Annotated in this window: 18 protein-coding genes and 1 tRNA gene; 18 read left to right on the top strand and 1 reads right to left on the bottom strand. The window is 57.8% G+C overall.

The window, feature by feature from the left end; translation table 11 throughout:
* The first annotated feature begins 29 nt into the window (after window positions 1–29).
* From FJU08_RS18325 to FJU08_RS18265, 13 genes are all read left to right on the top strand, one after another.
* On the top strand, window positions 30–602 hold the full coding sequence (locus tag FJU08_RS18325; protein ID WP_141150499.1) for a DUF924 family protein: 573 nt from the start codon (window positions 30–32) through the stop codon (window positions 600–602).
* Between the two features lie 286 nt (window positions 603–888).
* The gene (locus FJU08_RS18320; RefSeq protein ID WP_181409918.1) at window positions 889–3,363 is read left to right on the top strand and encodes a mechanosensitive ion channel domain-containing protein; all 2,475 of its coding nucleotides are present in this window, start codon (window positions 889–891) and stop codon (window positions 3,361–3,363) included.
* A 144-nt stretch (window positions 3,364–3,507) separates the two neighbouring features.
* The gene (locus FJU08_RS18315) at window positions 3,508–6,021 is read left to right on the top strand and encodes a GcvT family protein (RefSeq protein WP_141150497.1); all 2,514 of its coding nucleotides are present in this window, start codon (window positions 3,508–3,510) and stop codon (window positions 6,019–6,021) included.
* A gap of 151 nt (window positions 6,022–6,172) precedes the next feature.
* Window positions 6,173–6,248: transfer RNA gene (locus FJU08_RS18310), tRNA-Trp, on the top strand.
* 171 nt (window positions 6,249–6,419) lie between these two features.
* Window positions 6,420–6,620 (top strand): preprotein translocase subunit SecE, encoded by a 201-nt coding sequence (gene secE / locus FJU08_RS18305; protein ID WP_141150496.1) that lies wholly within the window; start codon window positions 6,420–6,422, stop codon window positions 6,618–6,620.
* Between the two features lie 17 nt (window positions 6,621–6,637).
* Window positions 6,638–7,168: a transcription termination/antitermination protein NusG gene (gene nusG, locus FJU08_RS18300; protein ID WP_141150495.1), complete on the top strand. Its 531-nt coding sequence runs from the start codon at window positions 6,638–6,640 to the stop codon at window positions 7,166–7,168.
* 138 nt (window positions 7,169–7,306) lie between these two features.
* A complete protein-coding gene (gene rplK / locus FJU08_RS18295; protein ID WP_141150494.1) occupies window positions 7,307–7,735 on the top strand; it encodes a 50S ribosomal protein L11 in 429 nt (142 codons plus the stop codon).
* Between the two features lie 5 nt (window positions 7,736–7,740).
* Window positions 7,741–8,436 carry a 50S ribosomal protein L1 gene (gene rplA, locus FJU08_RS18290; protein ID WP_141150493.1) on the top strand — a complete coding sequence of 232 codons (696 nt, stop codon included), beginning with the start codon at window positions 7,741–7,743 and terminating at the stop codon, window positions 8,434–8,436.
* A gap of 356 nt (window positions 8,437–8,792) precedes the next feature.
* Window positions 8,793–9,311, top strand: a complete 519-nt coding sequence (gene rplJ, locus FJU08_RS18285; protein WP_141150492.1) for a 50S ribosomal protein L10 — start codon at window positions 8,793–8,795, stop codon at window positions 9,309–9,311.
* A gap of 64 nt (window positions 9,312–9,375) precedes the next feature.
* Complete coding sequence (gene rplL, locus FJU08_RS18280; protein ID WP_141150491.1) at window positions 9,376–9,753, top strand: 50S ribosomal protein L7/L12; 378 nt, start codon at window positions 9,376–9,378, stop codon at window positions 9,751–9,753.
* A gap of 195 nt (window positions 9,754–9,948) precedes the next feature.
* A complete protein-coding gene (rpoB, locus tag FJU08_RS18275) occupies window positions 9,949–14,091 on the top strand; it encodes a DNA-directed RNA polymerase subunit beta (RefSeq protein WP_141150490.1) in 4,143 nt (1,380 codons plus the stop codon).
* Between the two features lie 181 nt (window positions 14,092–14,272).
* The gene (rpoC, locus tag FJU08_RS18270; RefSeq protein WP_141150489.1) at window positions 14,273–18,487 is read left to right on the top strand and encodes a DNA-directed RNA polymerase subunit beta'; all 4,215 of its coding nucleotides are present in this window, start codon (window positions 14,273–14,275) and stop codon (window positions 18,485–18,487) included.
* Between the two features lie 171 nt (window positions 18,488–18,658).
* A complete protein-coding gene (locus FJU08_RS18265; protein WP_141150488.1) occupies window positions 18,659–19,168 on the top strand; it encodes a MarR family winged helix-turn-helix transcriptional regulator in 510 nt (169 codons plus the stop codon).
* A gap of 33 nt (window positions 19,169–19,201) precedes the next feature.
* Here FJU08_RS18265 and FJU08_RS18260 read toward each other — a convergent pair whose 3' ends face one another.
* Window positions 19,202–19,495 (bottom strand): transcriptional regulator, encoded by a 294-nt coding sequence (locus FJU08_RS18260; protein WP_141150487.1) that lies wholly within the window; start codon window positions 19,493–19,495, stop codon window positions 19,202–19,204.
* 153 nt (window positions 19,496–19,648) lie between these two features.
* On the opposite strand from FJU08_RS18260, the gene FJU08_RS18255 reads away from it, so the two are divergent.
* The 5 genes from FJU08_RS18255 to FJU08_RS18235 all read left to right on the top strand — a co-directional run.
* A complete protein-coding gene (locus tag FJU08_RS18255; protein WP_141150486.1) occupies window positions 19,649–21,226 on the top strand; it encodes an ABC-F family ATP-binding cassette domain-containing protein in 1,578 nt (525 codons plus the stop codon).
* 435 nt (window positions 21,227–21,661) lie between these two features.
* A complete protein-coding gene (gene rpsL / locus FJU08_RS18250; RefSeq protein WP_003507760.1) occupies window positions 21,662–22,033 on the top strand; it encodes a 30S ribosomal protein S12 in 372 nt (123 codons plus the stop codon).
* 74 nt (window positions 22,034–22,107) lie between these two features.
* Window positions 22,108–22,578 carry a 30S ribosomal protein S7 gene (gene rpsG, locus FJU08_RS18245; RefSeq protein WP_141150485.1) on the top strand — a complete coding sequence of 157 codons (471 nt, stop codon included), beginning with the start codon at window positions 22,108–22,110 and terminating at the stop codon, window positions 22,576–22,578.
* 33 nt (window positions 22,579–22,611) lie between these two features.
* Window positions 22,612–24,711 carry an elongation factor G gene (fusA, locus tag FJU08_RS18240; RefSeq protein ID WP_141150484.1) on the top strand — a complete coding sequence of 700 codons (2,100 nt, stop codon included), beginning with the start codon at window positions 22,612–22,614 and terminating at the stop codon, window positions 24,709–24,711.
* A gap of 69 nt (window positions 24,712–24,780) precedes the next feature.
* A partial coding sequence (locus tag FJU08_RS18235; RefSeq protein WP_141150483.1) for a GTP-binding protein occupies window positions 24,781–25,426 on the top strand: 646 nt, incomplete at its 3' end.

Here is a 25,426-nt window from a genome sequence, read left to right as displayed (position 1 = left end):
CGGCCAATGGCGGGGAGAGGTCAATTATCATGTCAGCTGAGTTCAGCGAGGTCTGTCATCCGGAAACGGTCCTGCGTTTCTGGTTCGAGGAATTGACGCCGGAGGACTGGTTTGCGCCCCGCGATCCTGAGCGCCTCGATGCGATTATCCGCGAGCGTTTTCTCTTGACGCATCTGGCGCTTGCCCGTGATGTCGATCCGTTATGGCGTTCGGCGCCGGATTACCAGTTGGCCGCCGTGCTGGTGCTGGACCAGTTTCCACGCAACATGTTTCGTTCAACGCCGCTTGCCTTCGCAACGGATATGCTGGCCTTGCGGGAGGCAAAGCTGGCGGTCGCGACCGGTGCTCATGAGGCCGTCGAGAGTGTCCGGCGGGTGTTTTTCTTCATGCCTTTCGAACATTCCGAGCAGCTCAGCGACCAGGAACGCTGCGTCCATCTGTTCGAGACCATGGGGGAGGTGGCGGAAACCTTTGTCGACTATGCCCGCCAGCATCGTGATCTTATTGCCCGCTTCGGGCGGTTCCCGCACCGCAATCATGTCCTGCGGCGGCGTTCGACCCGCGCGGAACTGGCCTTCCTGGCTGGCGATGCAGGGGGGTAGATGCCGTTTGCCCGGCACTGGACGGGCCAAGCTGTAAAATAGCGACCAGCCGACATGATGCTGTTCGATTTTGCTGCCAGGCTGACGATTGATTATGACACTGCTATGGACTTTCGGCGGTGATGAACGATCCTTTCTGACTGGATGATCATCACTTCCGCCGCTTCTGGCGGCTGCAAACAGGGAGTTTGAGTTGAAATTCGACGTTGCATGCATGTCTCGGATCCGGGATTGCCGTCATCTTGCGCTTTTTGGGCTTCTGCTTTTTCTCGCTGCGGCCCTTTGCATGAGCCAGCCCGCCAATGCCCAGACGGCGGATACGCAGAGCAATGCCAGTCAGGCTGTTGCCGCGGTTTCAGCCGATCCCTTCGTCGCTGAAACCGCCAAGCAGCTTGATACCTTCAACGCCGCCTATGCCACGCTTGACAAGAAGATGCAGGAAGGCGGTCTGGATGATGACACCCTTGCCCGCCTGCAGACGACCGCTGATCAGCTTGATAGCGATCTGATGCAGCTCACCGTGGATATCGAGGCCAAGCTCAATGCGGTTCGCGATCAGATCGCCGAGCTTGGCAAGGCACCCGGCGCCAATGATCCGCCTGAGCCAGCCGTGACCGCTGACCAGCGCAATCAGTTGATCGCGGAGCGGTCCGAGCTGAGCGCGCTTTCGGACAAGGCGTCAAAGCTGGCTTCTGCCGCGGGCGATGCGTCGAAAAAGATCGCGACCATGCGGCGCGATCTTTTTACCGATGCCCTATTTGCCCACACCGATCTTCAGGACCTGTTTTCATCCGATTTTGCCGGCTTTCTGCATCAGGAATATCTGAATTTTCAGGCATCTTATGGCGCCTGGTTCCGCTATGTCTGGAATGAGAGGCGGGTTCAGCTGGTGCTGGCGCTCGGGCTTTCCGCGCTCGCGGCGCTTTTTTTCAGAAGCGCCACGATTTCATTGATGCGGCGGCGGCTGGCACAGTTGGTGATGGATGACGACAGCCCCGATTTCTTCATCAAGCTAATCACCGCGGCCTATGCGACGGGACTGCCAACGCTGGTGACCGCCGCCTTCCTGGCCGTTTCATATATGCTGTTTTACGGGCTCGACGTGCTGGTGCCCGATGTGCAGCAGTTCGTGTTCACCACCTATAAGGCCATCGCCGTCATCTTCTTCGTCTTCCTTTTGACCCGCAATGTGCTGTCACCCGGCGATCCCGCCTTGCGGCTGATACCGATGCGCACCAGCGCGGCGCGCAAGCTGCACTGGGCCATCACCGCGATGGCGACGATCAACTGGGGTGATCAGGTCATCGATGTTCTGAATGGAACGCTGGCGGCGGATCTTGAGCTGGAGGCGGTGCGCAGCTTTGTTGCCGCCATTCTGATCGGCCTCATCCTTGTGGCGGTGTCCTTCATCAAGCCGTTTCATGGCGAGGCGACGCGTCGCCGCACGCGCGCTGTCAAATTGCTGTGGCCTTCGCTGCTGGCGGGCCTGATCCGTCTGGCAGGCTTCTTTTTGCTGGCCTGCGCGATAACCGGTTATATCGCTCTGGCACGTTTTATCGCCATGCAAGTGGTGCTGACCGGTGCCATCCTGTCGACGGCCTATGTTTCTATTCTGCTCGGCAATGCCGTGTCGCAGCCCGGCACCATGCTCAGAACCGGCCAGGGCCGCAGGATTGCGGCGAAGTTCAAGCTTTCACCGGTGCGTATCGATCAGATCTCGCTGCTGAGCGGTCTGGCAATCTATGCGCTCACCGTCCTGATCGGGATCCCCTGCCTGCTGATGGCATGGGGTATGCGCTTTGCCGAGATCAGGCTCTGGGCGGGAAAGCATCTCACGTCGATCACCCTCGGCTCGATCACCATTTCGCTGGGCGGTATTCTTCTGGCGATTATTCTGTTCGTTACCGGTTTTCTGATCACGCGCTGGTTCCAGAAATGGTTTGATGACAATGTGCTGCTGCGCTCACGTGCCGATCCCGGCGTCAGGAATTCGGTCAAGACCGGGATCAACTATCTCGGTATCCTGCTGGCGGTGCTGGTGGCGATTTCAGCGGCCGGGGTCAATCTGTCCTCGCTGGCGCTGGTGGCCTCGGCGCTTTCCATCGGTATCGGTTTTGGCCTGCAGACCATCGTCCAGAATTTCGTGTCCGGCCTGATCCTGCTGATCGAGCGGCCCTTCAAGGTTGGCGACTGGATTGTGTCGGGAACGACGGAGGGGTTCGTGAAGCGTATATCAGTGCGTGCGACCGAGATCGAAACTTTTCAGCGCCAGTCGATCATCGTGCCGAATTCCGAGCTGATCAATGCCTCCGTCGGCAACTGGACACATCATAACCATATGGGCCGGTCGGAGATCGCCGTCGGGGTGTCTTATTCCGCCGATCCGCGCAAGGTGATGGATATTCTGCTTGAGCTTGCCCAGGCCCATCCTCTGGTGCTTTCCAATCCTGAGCCGATGGTGATTTTCAACGGCTTTGGCGACAGTTCGCTTGATTTTGAACTGCGTGTCTATCTGGCAGATGTCTTCAACGGGATTCCGGTCAGGAATGATCTCCGGGTGGCGATTTTCGAGCGGTTCCGCAAGGAAAATATCGAAATTCCGTTTCCACAGCGCGATCTGCATATCATCACCGGCGGTGACGGTGACAAGGCGGAAGCGCTTGCGGCCGAGATCAAACGTCGCGCACAGCCGATCAATGAGGATCCGAAGCCGGCTTTCGATCACCCCGATGCCGGCAATGATGACAGTGGCGGACGCTGAGCGCTGCCATCGATTTTGCCCGAGCCGCGTCGCGTCGGCGGCGAAGCATGTCGCAAACGAACTCTTGGCCCGCCCGTCTTGCGTTGCATAGTCGATCAAGGCGGGCCTGAACGCGGCGCCCGACATGAAAATGAGGCGGAGCAAATGAGCATCAGGACAAGAGCGGTCGTCATCGGTGGTGGCGTGGTCGGTGTATCAACCCTTTACCATCTGGCAAAGAAGGGGTGGAGCGATGCGGTCCTGATCGAGCGCAAGGAGCTGACGTCCGGTTCGACCTGGCATGCAGCCGGCCTGCTGCCTCTGTTTAACATGAGCTATTCCGTTGGCCAGCTGCACAAATATTCGGTCAATCTCTATTCGGCGCTGGAAGAGGAGACGGGCCTGAATGTCGGTTTCTCCAAGGTTTCCAACATCCGTCTTGCCATGTCGAAGGACCGGATGGATGAATATCTCTATTATTCCGGTATCGCCGAGACGATCGGCGTCGATGTGAAGTTCCTGACGCCCGAAGAGCTGAAGGAGGTATGGCCGCTATGCGAGACCGATGGCATTCTCGGCGCGATCCAGCATCCCGATGATGGCTATATCCAGCCGGCCGATCTGACCCAGGCCCTTGCCAAGGGCGCGCGTGACCGCGGGGCGAAGATCCTGCGCAATACAACGGTGACGGCGATTGCCCAAAATGACGACGGCAGCTGGCAGGTGGAGACAGACAAGGACAGTTTCACCGCCGATCATGTGATTTCCTGTACGGGCAGTTTTGCCCGCAAGACCGGCGCCATGGTCGGCCTCAACGTGCCCGTCATACCCGTTGAACACCAATATATTGTCACCGAACCGCATCCGGCCATTCTGGAACGCAAGAAACAGGGCCTGCCTGAAATGGGTGTGCTGCGCGAATCCGACAGTGCCTGGTATATGCGTGAGGAAGCGGGCGGTTTGATCCTAGGCCCCTATGAGGCCGGCGCGCCGGTCTGTTATGTCGACGGACCTTCTGCCGACAGCGAATATGAGCTGTTTCAGGAAGAGCTTGACCGGCTGATGCCGCATATCGAGACCGCCTTTGCCCGCGTGCCGGCCTTTGCCGAGGTCGGCATCAAGAAGGTCTATAATGGTGCAATCGCCTATACGCCGGACGGCAATCCGATTGTTGGCCCGGCGCCGGGGCTGAAGAATTTCTGGCTCAATGAGGGCCATTCCTTTGGCATTACCGCGGCAGGTGGCGCTGGCTGGCAGCTGGCCGAATGGATTGTCGAGGGCGAGCCGACCGTGGATCTCGCCGGCGTCGATCCGCGCCGTTTCGGTCCCTATGCCACCGAGGGCTATCTGATCGCAAAGAACGAGGAAGCCTATGCCAATGTCTTCACCATGCATTATCCGGATGAGGAGCGCGCTGCCGCAAGGCCGCTGAAAACATCGCCGGTCTATGGGAGGCTGAAGGCACTTGGCGGCGTTTTCGGCTCGGTATTCGGCTGGGAGCGAGCCAACTGGTATGCGCCGGAAGGTTATCAGCTCGATGAAAGCGAACTGGGCGTCGGGGCTGACGTGCTGACCAATCACAATTACGCTACTCCGCTGGACGATGGGCGCATTGTCGAGAAATGGTCGTTCCGCCGCTCGAATTATTTCGAGCATGTCGGCAACGAGGTGAAGCATGTGCATGAACATGTCGGCGTGCTCGACATGACGCCCTTTGCCAAGATGGAAGTGTCGGGCCCCGGTGCCCGGGCATTCCTTGACAGCATCTTCGCCAATGCCGTGCCGAAGAAGCGCGGCCGGATCGCGCTTTGCCATCTGCTCGGCGCACAGGGTGGTGTGCGGGCCGAGTTCACACTTTATGAATGGGCGCCGGGGCGCTTCTATCTGGTTTCCGGTGCCGGACTTGAAAGTCACGATCATGATCTGTTGATGCGGTTGGCGCCCCGAGACGGCTCGGTGACATTGCGTCCGATGACGATGGAGATGGGCGTTCTGGTCGTGGCCGGGCCGAAATCGCGCGATCTTCTGAAGAAACTGACAAGGAGCTCATTGGAAAATGCCGATTTCGGCTGGCTGACCGGACAGCAGATTTCGATCGGCGCGGCAACGGCGCATGCATTGAGGGTAAATTTCGTCGGCGAACTGGGTTGGGAACTGCATCATCCGATCGCGATGCAGACCTATATTTTTGACAGGCTGATGGAGGCTGGCGCCGAATTCGGTGTCAAGCCTTTCGGTATCCGGGCGATGAATGCCATGGCGCTGGAAAAATCCTACCGCGCCATGCAGCGGGAAATGACCATCGAATATACGGCCTACGAATCAGGTCTTGATCGCTTCATCAAGCCGCAGAAGGCATTTATCGGTCGCGATCAGCTGCTGAAAAAGAAGGAGGAAGGGCTCAGCGCCATCTTCGCGACCTTGCTGGTCGAGGGCAATAGCGACGTCGATGCGCGTGGCTCCGAAGCGATTTACGCCGAAGATGGAGCACTGGCCGGGCGCGCGACGCAAGGTGGCTTTGGCTGGCGAATCGGCAAATCGATTGCGCTTGCAATGCTCGCTCCGGCCTATGCGTCACCAGGGACGCGGCTGAAAATAAAGATACTGGGTGAACTCTATGATGCCACCGTGGTTGAGGAGAGCCCGTTTGACCCGGACAATCTGGCGCTGAGGGCCTGAGCGGGAAAGGCGGGTGCACTGGCAGGTGCCGGTGCGAATGTGGATGGTGGCAAAAGTTTGAAAAAGCCACTTGCAAAGCGTGGCGCAGCACCGTAAATGGAGCGCCATGTCTGAAACCGGATCGCCCAATTGGCGAAAACGGAAGAGGCAAAGGGGTATAGCTCAGTTGGTAGAGCGGCGGTCTCCAAAACCGCAGGTCGGGGGTTCGAGCCCCTCTGCCCCTGCCATTTCGCTTGCAATCTGCTTTACTGCGCAGCTTGTATTCAAGCGTAGAATTTCGGGTATTGCCGTTTTTCCTCTTGCGAATTTGAAAAACGGTGCTATGTAGATCAAAACAGACGCGCGGTGCGTGGGGCTGGCTCATGCCGCTTTACGTGCCGTAATGGTGTGGGCAGTTTATGGCATCGAAATCCAATCCATTCACGTTTCTGCAGCAGGTTCGCTCCGAGACGGCCAAGGTCGTCTGGCCGTCGCGCCGGGAAACCATGATCTCGACCCTGATGGTGTTCGTTATGGTCGTTGCTGCGGCGTTGTTCTTTTTCGCTGCTGACCAGTTGATGGGCTGGGGGCTTAGCTTTGTGCTGAGTCTCGGCAATTAACAGGCGGGGAAATTAAGATGGCGATGCGCTGGTACATTGTTCATGCCTATTCCAACTTCGAAAAGAAGGTGGCTGAGGCGATTGAGGAGAAGGCCAAACAGAAGGGCCTCGATCAGTATTTCGATCGTATCCTTGTTCCGACCGAAAAGGTTGTTGAGGTTCGTCGCGGCCGCAAGGTTGATTCGGAACGCAAGTTTTTCCCGGGCTATGTTCTTGTCCGGGTTGATATGAATGATCAGGTGTTCCATCTGATCAAGAATACGCCGCGCGTGACCGGGTTTCTCGGCAGCGAGCAGAAGCCGGTTCCGATCCCTGATTCCGAGGCGGATCATATTCTCGGTCAGGTTCAGGAAGGTGTTGAGCGCCCGAAGGCGACCGTATCTTTCGAGATCGGCGAGCAGGTGCGTGTTTCCGATGGTCCGTTTGCCTCGTTCAACGGTGTTGTCCAGGATGTGGACGAAGAGCGTGCTCGCCTGAAGGTCGAAGTGTCGATCTTTGGTCGCGCAACACCGGTCGAGCTCGAATACGGGCAGGTCGAAAAGGTTTAAGTTCCCTTCGGGGTTATTCGCGTGGAAGGGCAGGGGCCTCAAGCCGGGTCCTGAATGTTCCGCACCACGCAACCGCAGCCGCCGGAGTGATCCGGCACCAGGACCGGGTCTCCCGGTCGAGACAGGAAAGGCAGAGTAATGGCTAAGAAAGTTGCAGGCCAGCTCAAGTTGCAGGTTCCGGCAGGCTCGGCGAATCCGTCGCCGCCGATCGGTCCCGCTCTTGGTCAGCGTGGCATTAACATCATGGAATTCTGCAAGGCGTTCAATGCCGCTTCGCAGGAAATGGAAAAGGGTATGCCGATCCCGGTGATCATTACCTATTTCCAGGACAAGTCTTTCACCTTCGTCATGAAGCAGCCGCCGGTATCTTACTTCCTCAAGAAGGAAGCCAAGATCAAGTCGGGCTCCAAGACCCCGGGCAAGGCAAAGGCAGGCTCCATCTCCGCCGAGCAGGTCCGCAAGATCGCCGAAGCGAAGATGAGTGACCTCAATGCCGCCGATATCGAAGGCGCAATGCGCATGGTTGAGGGTTCCGCCCGCGCCATGGGCCTGGAAGTGACGGGTTGATTGCCATGACCAAGATTGCAAAGCGTATTCAGAAGATCCGCGAAGGTGTTGATCCCGACAAGCTCTACTCGCTGAGTGAAGCTGTTGCCATGGTCAAGGAGCGCGCCGTCGCCAAGTTCGATGAAACCATCGAAATCGCAATGAATCTCGGCGTTGATCCGCGTCATGCTGACCAGATGGTCCGCGGCGTCGTCAACCTGCCGAACGGCACGGGCCGTACGGTTCGCGTTGCTGTTTTTGCGCGTGGCGCCAAGGCTGACGAAGCCAAGGAAGCCGGTGCGGATATCGTCGGTGCCGAGGAACTGGTTGAACTGGTTCAGGGTGGCACGATTGAATTTGATCGCTGCATTGCGACCCCGGACATGATGCCGCTCGTCGGCCGCCTTGGTAAGGTTCTTGGCCCTCGCGGCATGATGCCGAACCCGAAGGTTGGTACGGTCACCATGGATGTGACGGGTGCCGTCAATGCATCCAAGGGCGGTGCTGTCGAGTTCCGTGTTGAAAAGGCTGGCATCATTCACGCTGGCGTTGGCAAGGCTTCCTTCGGTGCTGAAAAGCTCGAAGAAAACATCCGCGCTTTTGCCGATGCTGTCGTCAAGGCCAAGCCGGCTGGCGCCAAGGGTAACTACCTGAAGCGCGTTGCCCTGTCCTCGACCATGGGTCCGGGCGTCAAGGTTGACCTCTCGACGGTCAACGCCTGATTTGATTTTGGAAGCCTGATTTCAAGGCTTTCTGACGTGTTTTCCGGGCTCCAGGGCCCGGAAAAACTCCGGGATTTATCCCGGTTTCCTGTCCGAGATTGCAGGTGGGCAACCTTAATCCATCAGCCTGCATGAGACGGGTGAGACCGATTTTGCCGTCATTCTTTGCGGAGGTTCCGTGATTTTGGCGAAGGATTTGGTTCGAACCTGGTTGTGCCTTGGGGCTCGTTCTTTGAGCGCGCCGAAAGGGGACAGGATCCTCGAGCGTCGCTCGGGATCTTTGCGGTAACGCCAAGTCCCGTGCGGCAAAGGCAAACCCGGCAGGGCCATTTGGTCCTGTCAACTGGAGATAGGCAGTGGAAAGAGCGGAAAAACGCGAATTCGTCACGGAGCTGAACGAAGTCTTCAAGGCTTCCGGATCAGTTGTTGTGGCCCACTATGCCGGTGTCACGGTTGCGCAGATGAACGACTTTCGTTCAAAGATGCGCGTAGCCGGCGGCACGGTCAAGGTCGCGAAGAACCGCCTGGCCAAAATTGCCCTTCAGGGTACGGAGTCCGAGGGAATGTCTGATCTGTTTACGGGTCAGACGCTCATCGCTTATTGCGATGATCCGGTTACGGCTCCGAAGGTCGTCATGGATTTCGCCAAGACCAACGACAAGCTCGTTGTTCTGGGCGGTGTCATGGGGGCAACCGTGCTCGACGCGGAAGGTGTCAAGTCGCTCGCGACCATGCCTTCGCTGGACGAGCTGCGTGCGAAGCTGGTTGGTATGATCCAGACCCCGGCGACCCGCATCGCGACGATTGCTTCGGCACCCGCAAGCCAGCTTGCGCGCGTGCTCAACGCCTACGCCACGAAGGACGAAGCCGCTTGAGGCGGTTTTTCGCTGTTTATGAATTTCGAACCAGTTCGAACCAAACACACGAAGGAATGATAACATGGCTGATCTCGCCAAAATCGTAGAAGACCTCTCCGCCCTGACGGTTCTGGAAGCTGCTGAGCTTTCCAAGATGCTCGAAGAAAAGTGGGGCGTTTCCGCCGCTGCTCCGGTTGCTGTTGCTGCCGCTGGTGGCGCTGGCGCTGCGGCTGAAGCCGTTGAAGAAAAGACCGAATTCGACGTTATCCTGGCTGAAGCCGGCGCTAACAAGATCGGCGTCATCAAGGAAGTCCGCGCCATCACCGGCCTGGGCCTCAAGGAAGCCAAGGACCTCGTTGAAGGCGCTCCGAAGGCTGTCAAGGAAGCCGTTTCCAAGGCTGAAGCTGAAGAACTCAAGGGCAAGCTGGAAGCAGCTGGCGCCAAGGTTGAGCTCAAGTAAGCTTTTGGTTTCAGGATCGCGGGTGGTTTTGCCACCCGCGATCCGGCTCTTTTCTACCCGAAGTCATTACCCAAAGGCCCCCAATCGGGTCTTTGGGTAATGGGTTCTCAAGAAGACCCCTTTATCGTGACGGAGCCGACTGGCCAGCGGTGACCGTCTGTTGCAGGCCCGGATGCAGTTTGACAAGGAGCGACGATGGCTCAGACCCTTTCCTTTAACGGTCGCAGGCGCGTACGCAAGTTTTTCGGAAAAATTCCGGAAGTGGCGGAGATGCCGAACCTTATCGAGGTTCAGAAAGCGTCTTACGACCAGTTCCTCATGGTTGACGAACCCGTTGGCGGCCGCCCCGATGAGGGGCTTCAGGCCGTTTTCAAGTCCGTTTTCCCGATCACCGATTTTTCCGGTGCCTCCATGCTCGAATTCGTTTCATACGAATTCGAAGCACCGAAATTCGACGTTGATGAATGCCGTCAGCGCGACCTGACCTTTGCCGCGCCGCTCAAGGTCAAGCTGCGTCTGATCGTGTTCGATATCGATGAAGACACCGGCGCGAAATCGATCAAGGACATCAAGGAGCAGTCGGTCTATATGGGCGACATGCCGCTGATGACCAACAACGCGACCTTCATCGTCAACGGTACCGAGCGCGTTATCGTCTCGCAGATGCACCGTTCGCCGGGCGTGTTCTTCGACCATGACAAGGGCAAGAGCCATTCTTCCGGCAAGCTGCTTTTCGCAGCGCGCGTGATCCCGTATCGCGGTTCCTGGCTCGACATCGAATTCGATGCCAAGGATATTGTCCATGCGCGTATCGACCGTCGCCGCAAGATCCCGGTAACATCTCTGCTGATGGCCCTCGGCATGGATACCGAAGAGATCCTCGACACCTTCTACGACAAGGCAACATATGTCCGCGACGGCGAAGGCTGGCGCGTGCCGTTCTCGCCCGAGCGCCTGAAGGGCCAGAAGGTCGTCAGCGCGCTTGTTGACGCCGACAGCGGCGAAGTCATTGCCGACGCCGGCAAGAAGCTGACCCCGCGCATGCTGCGTCAGCTAAAGGACAAGGGCGTCAAGGCGCTGCGTGTCTCGGACGAAGAGCTGTTCGGTGCCTATCTTGCTGAAGATATTGTCAATCTGGAGACCGGTGAGATCTATCTCGAGGCCGGTGAGGAACTGGACGAGAAAAATCTGGCCGGCATCGCCGAGTCGGGTATCGATGAGCTGCAGATCCTCGGCATCGACCACGTCAATGTCGGCGCCTATATCCGCAACACCATGGTTGCCGACAAGAACGAGAACCGTCAGGACGCCCTGTTCGATATCTATCGCGTGATGCGTCCGGGTGAGCCGCCGACCATGGAATCGGCTGAGGCCATGTTCAACTCGCTGTTCTTCGACAGCGAGCGTTACGACCTCTCTGCTGTCGGTCGTGTGAAGATGAACATGCGTCTGGATCTTGACGCTGAAGATACCGTTCGCGTTCTGCGCAAGGACGATATCCTCGCCGTGGTCAAGACGCTGGTCGAGCTGCGCGACGGCAAGGGCGAGATCGACGATATCGACAACCTCGGCAACCGTCGCGTCCGTTCGGTCGGTGAGCTGATGGAGAACCAGTATCGTCTGGGTCTGCTGCGCATGGAACGCGCCATCAAGGAGCGCATGTCCTCGATCGAGATCGACACGGTCATGCCGCAGGATCTGATCAACGCCAAGCCGGCTGCCGCTGCGGTTCGCGAATTCTTCGGCTCCTCGCAGCTGTCGCAGTTCATGGACCAGATCAACCCGCTGTCGGAAATCACCCACAAGCGCCGTCTTTCGGCCCTTGGCCCGGGCGGTCTGACGCGCGAACGCGCAGGCTTTGAAGTCCGCGACGTGCATCCGACCCATTACGGCCGTATCTGCCCGATTGAGACGCCGGAAGGCCCGAATATCGGTCTGATCAACTCGCTGGCGACCTTCGCACGCGTTAACAAGTATGGCTTCATCGAAAGCCCGTATCGCAAGATTTCAGATGACGGCAAGGTCACCGATGAAGTGATCTATCTGTCGGCCATGGAAGAGGCGAAGTACTATATCGCCCAGGCCAATGCGATGCTGGATGAGAAGGGCAGCTTCGTCGAGGAATTCGTCGTCTGCCGTCATGCCGGTGACGTGATGCTGGCGCCGCGCGAAAACATCAACCTGATGGACGTTTCGCCGAAGCAGCTGGTTTCGGTTGCCGCAGCGCTCATTCCGTTCTTGGAAAACGACGACGCCAACCGCGCCCTGATGGGCTCGAACATGCAGCGTCAGGCCGTTCCGCTTCTGCGCGCCGAAGCGCCGTTTGTCGGTACCGGCATGGAGCCGATTGTTGCCCGTGACAGTGGTGCTGCCATTGCTGCCCGTCGCGGCGGTGTGGTCGACCAGATCGATGCAACGCGTATCGTTATCCGCGCCACGGAAGATCTCGATGCCTCCAAGTCGGGCGTTGATATCTACCGGCTGATGAAGTTCCAGCGCTCGAACCAGAACACCTGCGTCAACCAGCGTCCGCTGGTGCGCGTCGGCGACATCATCAACCGCGGCGACATCATCGCCGACGGCCCGTCGACGGACCTTGGTGACCTGGCGCTCGGCCGCAACGCGCTCGTCGCCTTCATGCCGTGGAACGGTTACAACTACGAAGACTCGATCCTGCTTTCGGAGCGGATTGTCGCTGAAGACGTCTTCACCTCGATCCATCTGGAAGAATTCGAGGTCATGGCCCGCGATACCAAGCTGGGTCCGGAAGAAATCACCCGCGACATTCCGAATGTTTCGGAAGAAGCACTGAAGAACCTTGATGAAGCCGGTATCGTCTACATTGGTGCAGAAGTGCATCCGGGCGATATCCTGGTCGGCAAGATCACGCCGAAGGGCGAAAGCCCGATGACGCCGGAAGAAAAGCTTCTGCGCGCCATCTTCGGTGAAAAGGCATCGGACGTTCGCGATACTTCGATGCGCATGCCGCCCGGAACCTTCGGTACGGTCGTTGAAGTGCGCGTGTTCAACCGTCACGGCGTTGAAAAAGACGAACGTGCCATGGCCATCGAGCGCGAGGAAATCGAGCGCCTCGCCAAGGACCGTGATGACGAACAGGCGATCCTGGACCGTAACGTCTATGCCCGTCTTCTTGAAATGCTGGATGGCCAGACCTCGATTGCAGGCCCGAAGGGCTTCAAGAAGGGCGTTGTCCTGACGGAAGAGGTGGTTCAGTCCTATCCGCGTTCGCAATGGTGGATGTTCGCCGTTGAGAGCGAGGAAATGCAGGGCGAAGTCGAAGCGCTTCGTGGCCAGTACGACGAATCCAAGGCGCGGCTTGAGCAGCGCTTCATGGACAAGGTCGAAAAGGTCCAGCGCGGCGATGAAATGCCTCCGGGCGTCATGAAGATGGTCAAGGTCTTCGTCGCTGTGAAGCGCAAGATCCAGCCGGGCGACAAGATGGCCGGCCGTCACGGCAACAAGGGTGTGGTTTCCCGCATCCTGCCGATCGAGGACATGCCGTTCCTCGAAGACGGTACCCATGTTGACGTGGTGCTGAACCCGCTTGGCGTGCCGAGCCGCATGAATGTTGGTCAGATTCTTGAAACCCATCTGGCCTGGGGTTGTGCGGGCATGGGCAAGCGCATTGGCGAGATGCTCGAAGAGTATCGCCAGACCAATGAGATCGCGCCGCTGAAGGAAACGCTGACGGAAGTCTACGCTTCTGAAGCACGCAGCGAAGTCGAGCATTTCGATGACGACCAGCTGGTCCTGCTGGCCGAAGAAGCCAAGCGCGGCGTTTCGATCGCCACGCCGGTCTTCGACGGTGCCCATGAAGGCGATGTTTCGGAAATGCTGAGCCGTGCAGGCTATGATCCTTCGGGACAGTCGGTGCTCTATGACGGGCGTACAGGCGAGCCTTTCGACCGCAAGGTCACCGTGGGCTACATGTACATGATCAAGCTCAACCACCTGGTTGATGACAAGATCCATGCCCGTTCGATCGGTCCTTACTCGCTTGTTACCCAGCAGCCGCTCGGTGGTAAGGCGCAGTTCGGCGGTCAGCGCTTCGGCGAAATGGAGGTCTGGGCGCTGGAAGCTTATGGCGCTGCCTACACGCTGCAGGAAATGCTGACGGTCAAGTCGGATGACGTGGCCGGTCGTACCAAGGTCTATGAGGCGATCGTCCGTGGCGATGATACGTTCGAAGCCGGTATTCCGGAAAGCTTCAACGTTCTGGTCAAGGAAATGCGTTCGCTGGGGCTTTCGGTCGAACTGGAAAATCAGGCCGGCGAGCCTGAAGCCGAAGAGACCGTGCTGCCTGACGCAGCCGAATAAGATTGAAAAGCGGCGCGCCTCCTGCCTGAGGGAGGCGCGGCCGGTTTCCCGATTTTAAATGTCGGGAAACGCTTTCGCCGCATTTTGCGGCTATACCCGTTTTTACAAGGCATACTGTGTCGGCCGGGAAGCGACAGAGTGATGCCCCCAAGGGCTCAACCGCCCATTCAAGGAGACAGGCATGAACCAAGAGGTCATGAATCTTTTCAATCCGCAGGCGCCGGCGCAGGTCTTTGATTCTATCCGGATCTCGATTGCCAGCCCTGAAAAGATCCTTTCCTGGTCCTATGGCGAAATCAAGAAGCCGGAAACGATCAACTATCGTACGTTCAAGCCGGAACGCGATGGCCTGTTCTGCGCCCGTATCTTCGGGCCGATCAAGGATTACGAATGCCTGTGCGGCAAGTACAAGCGCATGAAGTACAAGGGCATTATCTGCGAAAAGTGCGGCGTTGAAGTGACGCTGTCGCGCGTTCGCCGCGAGCGCATGGGCCATATCGAGCTCGCCGCTCCCGTTGCCCATATCTGGTTCCTGAAGTCGCTGCCGAGCCGCATTTCGACGCTGCTCGACATGACCCTGAAGGATGTCGAGCGCGTTCTCTATTTCGAAAACTACATCGTCACCGAGCCAGGCCTGACCTCGCTGAAGGAGAACCAGCTGCTCTCTGAAGAAGAGTATATGCTGGCGATCGATGAGTTCGGTGAAGACCAGTTCTCGGCCAATATCGGCGCTGAAGCCATCTATGAAATGCTCGCCAGCATGGATCTGGAAAAGATCGGTGGAGATCTGCGCGCCGAGCTTGCCGATACGACGTCTGATCTGAAGCAGAAGAAGCTGATGAAGCGGCTGAAGATCGTCGAGAACTTCATTGAATCGGGTAATCGCCCGGAATGGATGATCATGAAGGTCGTTCCGGTGATCCCGCCGGATCTGCGTCCGCTGGTGCCGCTCGATGGCGGCCGCTTCGCGACGTCTGACCTCAATGATCTCTATCGCCGCGTGATCAACCGTAACAACCGTCTGAAGCGCCTGATCGAACTGCGCGCGCCGGGCATCATCATCCGTAACGAGAAGCGCATGCTGCAGGAATCTGTCGATGCGCTGTTCGACAACGGCCGCCGTGGCCGCGTCATCACCGGTGCCAACAAGCGCCCGCTGAAGTCGCTGTCCGATATGCTCAAGGGCAAGCAGGGCCGCTTCCGTCAGAACCTGCTCGGCAAGCGCGTCGACTATTCCGGCCGTTCGGTTATCGTGACCGGCCCGGAACTGAAGCTGCATCAGTGCGGCCTGCCGAAGAAGATGGCGCTCGAACTGTTCAAGCCGTTCATCTATGCCCGTCTTGACGCCAAGGGGTATTCCTCGACCGTCAAGCAGGCCAAGAAGCTGGTTGAAAAGGAACGGCCGGAAGTCTGGGATATTCTCGATGAGGTCATCCGCGAGCATCCGGTTCTCTTGAACCGCGCGCCGACGCTGCACCGTCTGGGTATCCAGGCCTTCGAACCGACGCTGGTTGAAGGCAAGGCCATTCAGCTGCATCCGCTCGTCTGCACCGCCTTCAACGCTGACTTTGACGGCGACCAGATGGCTGTTCACGTGCCGCTGTCGCTCGAAGCCCAGCTCGAAGCTCGCGTCTTGATGATGTCGACCAACAACATCCTGCATCCGGCCAATGGTCAGCCGATCATCGTGCCGTCGCAGGACATGGTTCTCGGCCTCTATTACCTCTCGATCCTGAACCAGAACGAGCCGGGCGAGGGCATGGTCTTTGCCGATCTGGGCGAGCTGCATCACGCTCTGGAAAACAAGGTCGTGACGCTGCACACCAAGATCAAGGGCCGTTTCCGCACCGTTGATGAAAACGGCGAGATGGTTTCGAAGATCTATGAGACCACGCCTGGCCGCATGATCATCGGCGAACTTCTGCCGAAGAACGTCAATGTGCCGTATGAAACCTGCAACCAGGAAATGACCAAGAAGAACATCTCCAAGATGATCGACACGGTCTATCGTCACTGCGGTCAGAAAGAGACGGTTATCTTCTGCGACCGCATCATGTCGCTCGGCTTTGCCCAGGCCTGTAAGGCTGGCATTTCCTTCGGCAAGGACGACATGGTCATTCCGGATGCCAAGCACAAGATCGTTGCCGACACCGAAGCTTTGGTGAAGGAATACGAACAGCAGTACAATGACGGTCTGATCACGCAGGGCGAAAAGTACAACAAGGTCGTCGACGCCTGGGGCAAGGCAACCGAAAAGGTCACCGAAGAGATGATGGCCCGCATTAAGGCTGTCGAATTCGATGAAGAGACCGGTCGTCAGAAGCCGATGAACTCGATCTACATGATGTCTCACTCCGGTGCGCGTGGTTCAGTGAACCAGATGCGTCAGCTGGGTGGCATGCGCGGCCTGATGGCCAAGCCGTCGGGTGAAATCATCGAGACGCCGATCATCTCGAACTTCAAGGAAGGCCTGACCGTGAACGAGTACTTCAACTCGTCGCACGGTGCACGTAAGGGTCTTGCCGATACCGCTCTGAAGACGGCGAACTCGGGTTACCTGACCCGCCGTCTGGTTGACGTTGCCCAGGATTGCATCGTCAACACCAATGATTGCGGCACGGATAAGGGCCTGACCATGACGGCCATCGTCGATGCCGGTCAGATCGTTGCCTCCATCGGCCAGCGCGTCCTCGGACGTGCGGCTCTGGTCGACATTGAAGATCCGAACACGGGCGAGCTGATCGTTGAAGCCGGCCGTCAGATCAACGAAGCGGACGTCATCAAGATCGAGGCTTCGGGCATTCAGTCGGTGCAGATCCGCTCGGCGCTGACCTGCGAAGTCCAGACCGGCGTCTGCCAGGTCTGCTACGGCCGTGACCTTGCTCGCGGTACGCCGGTCAATATCGGTGAGGCTGTTGGCGTTATTGCCGCCCAGTCGATCGGTGAGCCCGGTACCCAGCTGACCATGCGTACGTTCCACCTTGGCGGTACGGCGAACGTGGTTGACCAGTCCTTCCTGGAATCCTCCTATGAGGGCACGGTCAAGATCAAGAACCGCAACGTGCTGCGTAACTCCGAGGGCGTTCTTGTCGCCATGGGCCGCAACATGGCGGTTCAGATCCTCGACCAGCGTGGTCAGGAACGCTCGTCGCAGCGTGTTGCCTATGGTTCGAAGCTGTTCGTCGATGACGGGGATGCGGTCAAGCGCGGTCAGCGTCTGGCGGAATGGGATCCCTATACCCGTCCGATGATGACTGAAGTTGCCGGTATCGTTGCCTTTGAAGATCTGGTTGAAGGTCTCTCGGTGACTGAAACGACCGATGAGGCCACCGGCTTCACCAAGCGTTCTGTTATCGATTGGCGTTCGACCCCGCGTGGCGCCGATCTGAAGCCGGCGATGGTGATCAAGAACGACAAGGGTGAAGTGGTGAAGCTGCCGCGTGGCGGTGAAGCCCGGATGATGCTCTCGGTTGACGCCATCCTTTCGGTCGAGCCCGGCCAGAAGGTCAGCCAGGGTGACGTGCTTGCGCGTTCGCCGCTGGAAAGCGCCAAGACCAAGGACATTACCGGTGGTCTGCCGCGCGTTGCCGAACTGTTCGAAGCGCGCCGCCCGAAGGATCACGCGATCATCGCCGAAATCGATGGTACGATCCGCTTTGGCCGTGACTACAAGAACAAGCGTCGCATTCAGATCGAGGCTGCCGAAGATGGTGTCGAAAGCGTCGAATATCTGATTCCGAAGTCGAAGCCGTTCCATCTTCAGGATGGCGACTACATTGAAAAGGGTGATTACATCCTCGACGGCAACCCGGCTCCGCATGACATTCTTGCGATTAAGGGCGTTGAGGCGCTGGCGTCTTACCTCGTCAACGAGATCCAGGAAGTCTATCGTCTGCAGGGTGTTGTGATCAACGACAAGCACATCGAGGTGATTGTTCGCCAGATGCTGCAGAAGGTTGAGATCACGGTTTCGGGCGACAGTGGCTATATCACCGGCGATGTTGTTGATGTCATCGAACTCGAAGACATGAATGACGCGTTGATTGAAGAGGGCAAGCGCCCGGCCGAAGGCAACCCGGTCCTTCTGGGTATCACCAAGGCCTCGCTGCAGACCCCGTCCTTCTTCTCGGCGGCTTCCTTCCAGGAAACCACCAAGGTGCTGACCGAAGCGGCAATTGCCGGCAAGGTCGATACGCTGCAGGGCCTGAAGGAAAACATCATCGTTGGCCGTCTGATCCCGGCCGGTACGGGCCGCGCCATGGCGCAGATCCGCCGTATCGCCACCTCGCGTGATGACCTCATCCTTGAAGAGCGCCGCAAGACCAGCGGTGCGGATGAAGCCACTCCGATGCTGACGCAGATGAACAATGAAAGCGAGCCGACGCCAGGCGAATAAGCCTGTCATATACGGTTTGAGATAAAAGGCCCGGCGGAGCGATCCGCCGGGCCTTTTCGTTGTCTTGCTGGTTGAACGCAATGCAGATCCAGCATCAGGGAAGCCGATTTTACTATAAGGCCGCCCTAAAATAATCAGTCTTGCAGGAGATAATGAAACGGAGCGTTCGCGATGGAAAACAGAGATATTCGACACGGCATGATCACACCGGCCTTGTTGCGCAATGCGATGAAAGCCTATGGCGATCTTTTGACCCGTTCACTCGGACGCGCCGGCTATGATGATTTGCCCAAGGGCGGCGCACTTGTTATCGCGGGGATCGCGGTGCGTGGCCGGTTGCCACTGCGCGAGCTCATCCGCGAGCTCGGACTGTCGAAGCAATCGGCAGGACAACTGGTCGACGCGCTTGTCGCTCGTGGTTATCTGAACCGTTTGACGGATGAGCGCGATCGCCGGCGACTCAACGTCACGCTGACGGAGCGGGGACGCGAGGCTGCAGATGTCTATCACCGGGTCAGGAAAAAAACCGAAGCGGAAATCGCAGCACGTTTTGGCCGGACCGAATATTCGATGGCGCTACAGGTATTGCAGGCCTTTTCCGATCTTGGCGGCGGTATGGGGCAGGAACTGGCGATCGTGCGCCCGTTTGCTGTGGCAAGCCGGGAAAGCTGCCGGCTGTAGCTGTGCCAGCGTTGCCGGTGGACCGCCACCGGTCTACTCCTCTGCAATCTTGATAATGGCGACTTCACCTTCAAGAGCGGTTTCGTAGGCCGAGGCATGCGGCTCTTCATCGGGAATCTCGGTGATCAAGCCGATCTGGTCGAGGTCGGCCTCGGAATAGCCTTCGGCTGCCAAGGCGTTTAATGTGTTGCGCACGGCGCTGTCCTCATCCGGTGCTGCAACCAGAACATGGACGTCTGCATCTCCGTTCCATTCATGATACACTTTGCCGGTGATGATGAACACCATGCGCTCTCCGTCACGCGTATAGCCTGGAATGGCGATCATGATCTTTTCCTCGCTGTTTTGTGATTTTCAACGGCACTTGTCTGTGCCTCGCAATTGCGATATCTGATGTCTAACCGCAATACCAACAGGATGTGTCTGGCATGGATTCCAATCTCTAAGCAATGAAAGTTTTTTATGCTTTGGAGATGATGCATGCCAAATTCCGTGATCCTGTCGGATCTGTCCTATCGGACAGATGACGGACATTTTCTTTTTCAGGACATTAACTGTCGTTTCGGTTCCGGTCTCAATGGTCTCATTGGCCGGAATGGTATCGGAAAGTCGACGCTACTGGCGCTGATCGCCGGTCATTTGGCGCCAACTACCGGTCATATTGCTGTTCCGGCGCGTATTGGCCTTCTTGATCAGTCATTTTCCTGCGCGGATGGCGATTGCCTGTCGGACCTTTTCGGGCTGCGCGACATGCTGGCACTGACGGCGCGGGCAGAAGCGGGAACGCTCAGTGCTGACGAACTTCTGAAATGTGACTGGTCGGCAGCGCCACGTGCCTGTGCGGCTTTGGAGCGGCTCGGGCTGGAGCCGCTGCTTGATACGCCACTGTCGAGCCTTTCCGGCGGGCAGCTTTCGCGCGCCCGGCTGGCTGCACTCAATTTTGCCGAGCCCGATTTCCTGCTTCTGGATGAGCCGAGCAACAATCTCGACAGGCAGGGCAGGGCAGCACTTTGCCGGTTTCTTGAAAACTGGCAGAAGGGCGCGATTATCGTCAGCCATGACCGTGAATTGCTCGACAGAATGGATAACATCGTTGAAATGAGCGGACACGGTGTGGCGCGCTATGGCGGTAATTTCGCAGACTATGAAGCGGCTAAAGAGACTGAACGCGCCGTTGCTGAAAGGACGTTCACGGATGCTTTAAAGCAGAAGCGGAAAACCGTCGATGCGACGCGCAGACGAGCCGAAAGCAAGGCGAGACGTGACGCCAATGGCCGGCGCATGGCGGCACGCGGTGATCAGCCCAGGATCGTTGCCGGCGGCTTGAAGCGCAAGGCAGAGGCCACGTCCGGGCGGATGACCATGCTGAATGCCAGGCAGGAGGCCGCGGCGGCGGACGCACTGAAGACGGCCAAAGCACGTTTCGACGTGGTCGACCCCTTTACCGTGACGCTGCCGCCGAGCGGACTTGCTGCAGACCGGCAGGTGATCCGAGTGGAGGCGCTGTGTGGCGGCTATGGCGGGAAGGTCCTGTTTTCCGGGCTGAGCTTTGAATTCACCGGCCCGTTCCGCACCGCTATTGCCGGGCGCAACGGAAGTGGCAAATCGACCTTGCTTGCCATTCTCACCGGAAGGCTGGCGCCTCTGGCAGGGCAAGCGCAGATCTTTGTGCCCTATGTGTTTCTGGATCAGCAGGTTTCGATCCTTGATGATGGCGCCAGCCTGGCAGAAAACTACCGGCGGCTGAATGGAGGTGAGAGTGAAAATGAATGCCGGGCCGCGCTCGCCCGCTTTCGCTTTCGCGCCGAGGCAGCATTGCGGCCCGCCGGTGAACTGAGCGGTGGTGAGCGCATGCGGGCAGGGCTCGCCTGCGTATTGGGTAGCAAGGTGCCGCCTTCACTGCTGATCCTGGATGAACCGACCAATCATCTCGACCTCGATTCGATCGCGATCCTCGAAGCAGGTCTCAATGCCTATGATGGTGCGATTCTGCTTGTCAGTCATGATCGCCATTTTTGCCAGGCGACAGGAATCAACGGTGAGGTCTATCTCACGTGAAATACCCGGAACAGGCGACAGGATCTTGCTTGAGGGGCGTTTTTGCAGGGCGAATATTACCCGGCCTTCGTAAAACGCCCGTTTGGGTTTCGTCAGGTGGCCCGAAACCAACTATTTCGCGCCGTTCCCCTTGACTGAACGGGGTTAACACAGTATGTCCCACGCCATCGAACCCATGTGAGGCTTGGCCGTTCGGGATGACTCGTCCCGGAGTTCACCTCAGACTAGGTTCCCATACAGCACGTTGAAGATCAAATGCTGCACGCATGACGCGGCAAGGCGACCGTGTCCTCTGCTTTTGGGGTCCATCTGCTATTGGCGGGTCGGGCCACGTTTGTGCGCATATAAAAGCTGAATGTGCTCTTTATCGCCGGAGACGGCATCAAGTTGTGCCCGCAAGGGCGATGAGAGACGTAATTCTAAAGGGATGGTTCAATGCCTACCGTAAACCAGCTGATCCGCAAGCCGCGTCAGGCGCAGGTAAAGCGCAACAAGGTTCCTGCTCTGCAGGAAAACCCGCAGAAGCGTGGCGTTTGCACCCGCGTTTACACCACGACGCCGAAGAAGCCGAACTCGGCTCTTCGTAAGGTCGCCAAGATTCGCCTCACCAATGGCTTCGAAGTCATCGGCTACATTCCTGGTGAAGGTCACAACCTTCAGGAACACTCGGTCGTCATGATCCGTGGCGGTCGTGTAAAGGACTTGCCTGGTGTTCGCTACCACATCATCCGTGGTGTGCTTGATACTCAGGGTGTCAAGAATCGTAAGCAGCGCCGTTCGAAGTACGGTGCGAAGCGTCCGAAGTAATTCGGTTTTCGTTTTTATGGCACTGCGCGAGGTTCTCCGCGTGATGAAGTGCCGCAACTGTTGAGAGACAAAACATGTCACGACGCCACAGTGCAGAAAAGCGTGAGATCAACCCGGACCCCAAGTTCGGTGATCTGGTCGTCACCAAGTTCATGAATGCCGTCATGCTGCACGGAAAGAAGTCGGTCGCAGAAACGATCGTCTACGGTGCCTTTGATGCGGTTGAAGGCAAGATGAAGCAGAGCCCGATTGATGTATTCCATCAGGCTCTCGACAACATTGCCCCACATGTTGAAGTTCGTTCGCGCCGCGTTGGTGGTGCGACCTATCAGGTTCCGGTTGATGTTCGTCCCGAGCGTCGTCAGGCTCTGGCAATCCGCTGGCTGATCGCAGCTGCGCGCAAGCGCAATGAGACCACCATGGTTGAGCGCCTGTCGGGCGAGCTCATGGATGCTGCGAACAACCGTGGCGCTGCCGTCAAGAAGCGTGAAGACACGCACAAGATGGCCGACGCCAACCGCGCGTTCTCCCACTACCGTTGGTAATCAACCGTTCGATATTTCGAAAGGCAGTCCTCAATGGCTCGCGAATATAAAATCGAAGACTACCGCAATTTCGGTATCATGGCGCATATCGACGCCGGCAAGACAACGACCACCGAGCGTATTCTTTACTACACCGGTAAGTCGCACAAGATCGGCGAAGTTCATGACGGCGCAGCCACGATGGACTGGATGGAGCAGGAGCAGGAGCGTGGCATCACGATCACCTCTGCTGCGACCACCACGTTCTGGAAGGGCCGCGACGGCAAGATGCGCCGCTTCAACATCATCGACACCCCCGGCCACGTTGACTTCACCATTGAAGTCGAGCGTTCGCTGCGCGTGCTCGACGGTGCTGTTGCCCTGCTCGACGCCAATGCCGGTGTTGAGCCGCAGACGGAAACCGTCTGGCGTCAGGCTGACAAGTACAACGTCCCGCGGATGATCTTCTGCAACAAGATGGACAAGATCGGCGCCGATTTCTATCGCTCGGTTTCGATGATCAAGTCCCGTCTTGGCGCTACCCCGGTTGTCGTTCAGCTGCCGATCGGCGCTGAAAACGATTTTGCCGGCGTGATCGACCTGATCGAGATGAAGGCTCTCGTCTGGGACGGTGAGCATCTTGGTGCTGAATGGGATGTCACCGACATTCCCGCCGACATGAAGGAAAAGGCTGAAGAGTGGCGCGAAACGATGATCGAAACGATCGTCGAGCAGGACGAAGCCGCCATGGAAGCCTATCTCGAAGGCGAAATGCCCGACAACGACAAGATCCGTGAACTTATCCGTAAGGGCACGATCGCTGTTGACTTCTTCCCGATGTTCTGTGGCTCAGCCTTCAAGAACAAGGGCGTTCAGCCGCTGCTGGACGGTGTTGTCGACTATCTGCCGTCGCCGGTCGACATTCCCTCGATCAAGGGTATCGACGTGAAGACCGAGAAGGACATCGAGCGTCACGCTGATGATGCCGAGCCGCTCTCCATGCTCGCCTTCAAGATCATGAACGACCCCTTCGTTGGTTCGCTGACCTTCTGCCGCATCTATTCGGGCAAGCTCGAAAAGGGCTCGTCGGTCATGAACACGGTCAAGGAAAAGCGTGAGCGCGTCGGCCGTATGCTGCAGATGCACTCCAACAGCCGTGAAGACATCGAGGAAGCCTTTGCCGGCGACATCGTTGCTCTGGCCGGCCTGAAGGAAACCACCACTGGTGACACGCTCTGCGACCCGCTGAAGCCTGTTATTCTTGAGCGCATGGAATTCCCGGAACCTGTTATCCGGATCGCCATCGAGCCCAAGACCAAGGCTGACCAGGAAAAGATGGGCCTCGCGCTGAACCGTCTTGCTGCTGAAGATCCTTCCTTCCGTGTTGCTACGGATGAGGAAAGCGGCCAGACCATCATCGCCGGCATGGGCGAACTGCATCTGGACATCCTTGTTGACCGCATGAAGCGCGAATTCAAGGTTGAAGCCAATGTCGGTGCGCCGCAGGTTGCCTACCGCGAAACCATCACGCAGGCGCATGAAGAAGACTACACCCACAAGAAGCAGTCGGGTGGTTCGGGTCAGTTCGCTCGCGTCAAGATCATTTTCGAACCCAATCCGGATGGCGAAGAATTCGTCTTCGAATCCAAGATCGTTGGTGGTTCCGTTCCGAAGGAATACATCCCCGGCGTTCAGAAGGGTATCGAAAGCGTTCTGTCTTCCGGTCCGCTGGCTGGCTTCCCGATGCTCGGCATCAAGGCCACGCTCGTCGATGGTGCTTACCACGATGTTGACTCGTCGGTTCTCGCCTTCGAAATCGCCTCGCGTGCCTGCTTCCGTGAAGCGGCCCGTCAGGCTGGTGCACAGCTTCTCGAACCGATCATGAAGGTCGAGGTTGTAACGCCGGAAGATTACGTCGGTGACGTGATCGGCGATCTGAACTCCCGTCGTGGTCAGATCCAGGGTCAGGAAACGCGCGGCAATGCCGCCGTTATCGACGCTCTGGTTCCGCTGGCGAACATGTTCAAGTATGTCGATAACCTGCGTTCGATGTCGCAGGGTCGCGCACAGTATTCGATGGTCTTCGACCACAATGCTCCGGTCCCGTCCAACGTGGCCCAGGAAATTCAGGCGAAGTATTCCGGTCAGAAGTGACCGGGATACACCCGTAACGACAAGTAGAGACTAACCCCGTCACGGGGTCTGAAAGGATAGGAGCCAATCATGGCAAAGAGTAAATTCGAGCGCACGAAGCCGCACGTCAACATCGGTACGATCGGTCACGTTGACCACGGCAAGACGTCGCTGACGGCTGCGATCACCAAGTATTTCGGCGATTTCCGCGCCTATGACCAGATCGATGCAGCGCCTGAAGAAAAGGCCCGTGGTATTACCATTTCGACGGCTCACGTTGAGTATGAGACGGAAAGCCGTCACTACGCCCACGTTGACTGCCCCGGCCACGCCGACTACGTCAAGAACATGATCACCGGTGCTGCCCAGATGGACGGCGCGATCCTGGTTTGCTCGGCCGCTGACGGCCCGATGCCGCAGACCCGCGAGCACATCCTGCTTGCCCGTCAGGTTGGTGTTCCGGCTCTGGTCGTGTTCCTGAACAAGGTTGACCAGGTTGACGACGAAGAGCTTCTGGAACTGGTTGAGATGGAAGTTCGCGAACTTCTGTCCTCCTACGAATTCCCGGGCGACGATATCCCGATCATCAAGGGTTCGGCTCTTGCCGCTCTGGAAGACAGCGACAAGAAGATCGGCGAAGACGCCGTTCGTGAACTGATGGCTGCTGTTGATGCCTACATCCCGACGCCTGAGCGTCCGGTTGACCAGCCCTTCCTGATGCCGATCGAAGACGTTT

This window comes from Martelella alba (genome assembly GCF_006516955.1).
Lineage (GTDB): Bacteria > Pseudomonadota > Alphaproteobacteria > Rhizobiales > Rhizobiaceae > Martelella > Martelella alba.
The sequence above is the reverse complement of the archived record's forward strand: the minus strand, read 5'-3'. Positions and strand labels throughout refer to the sequence as shown.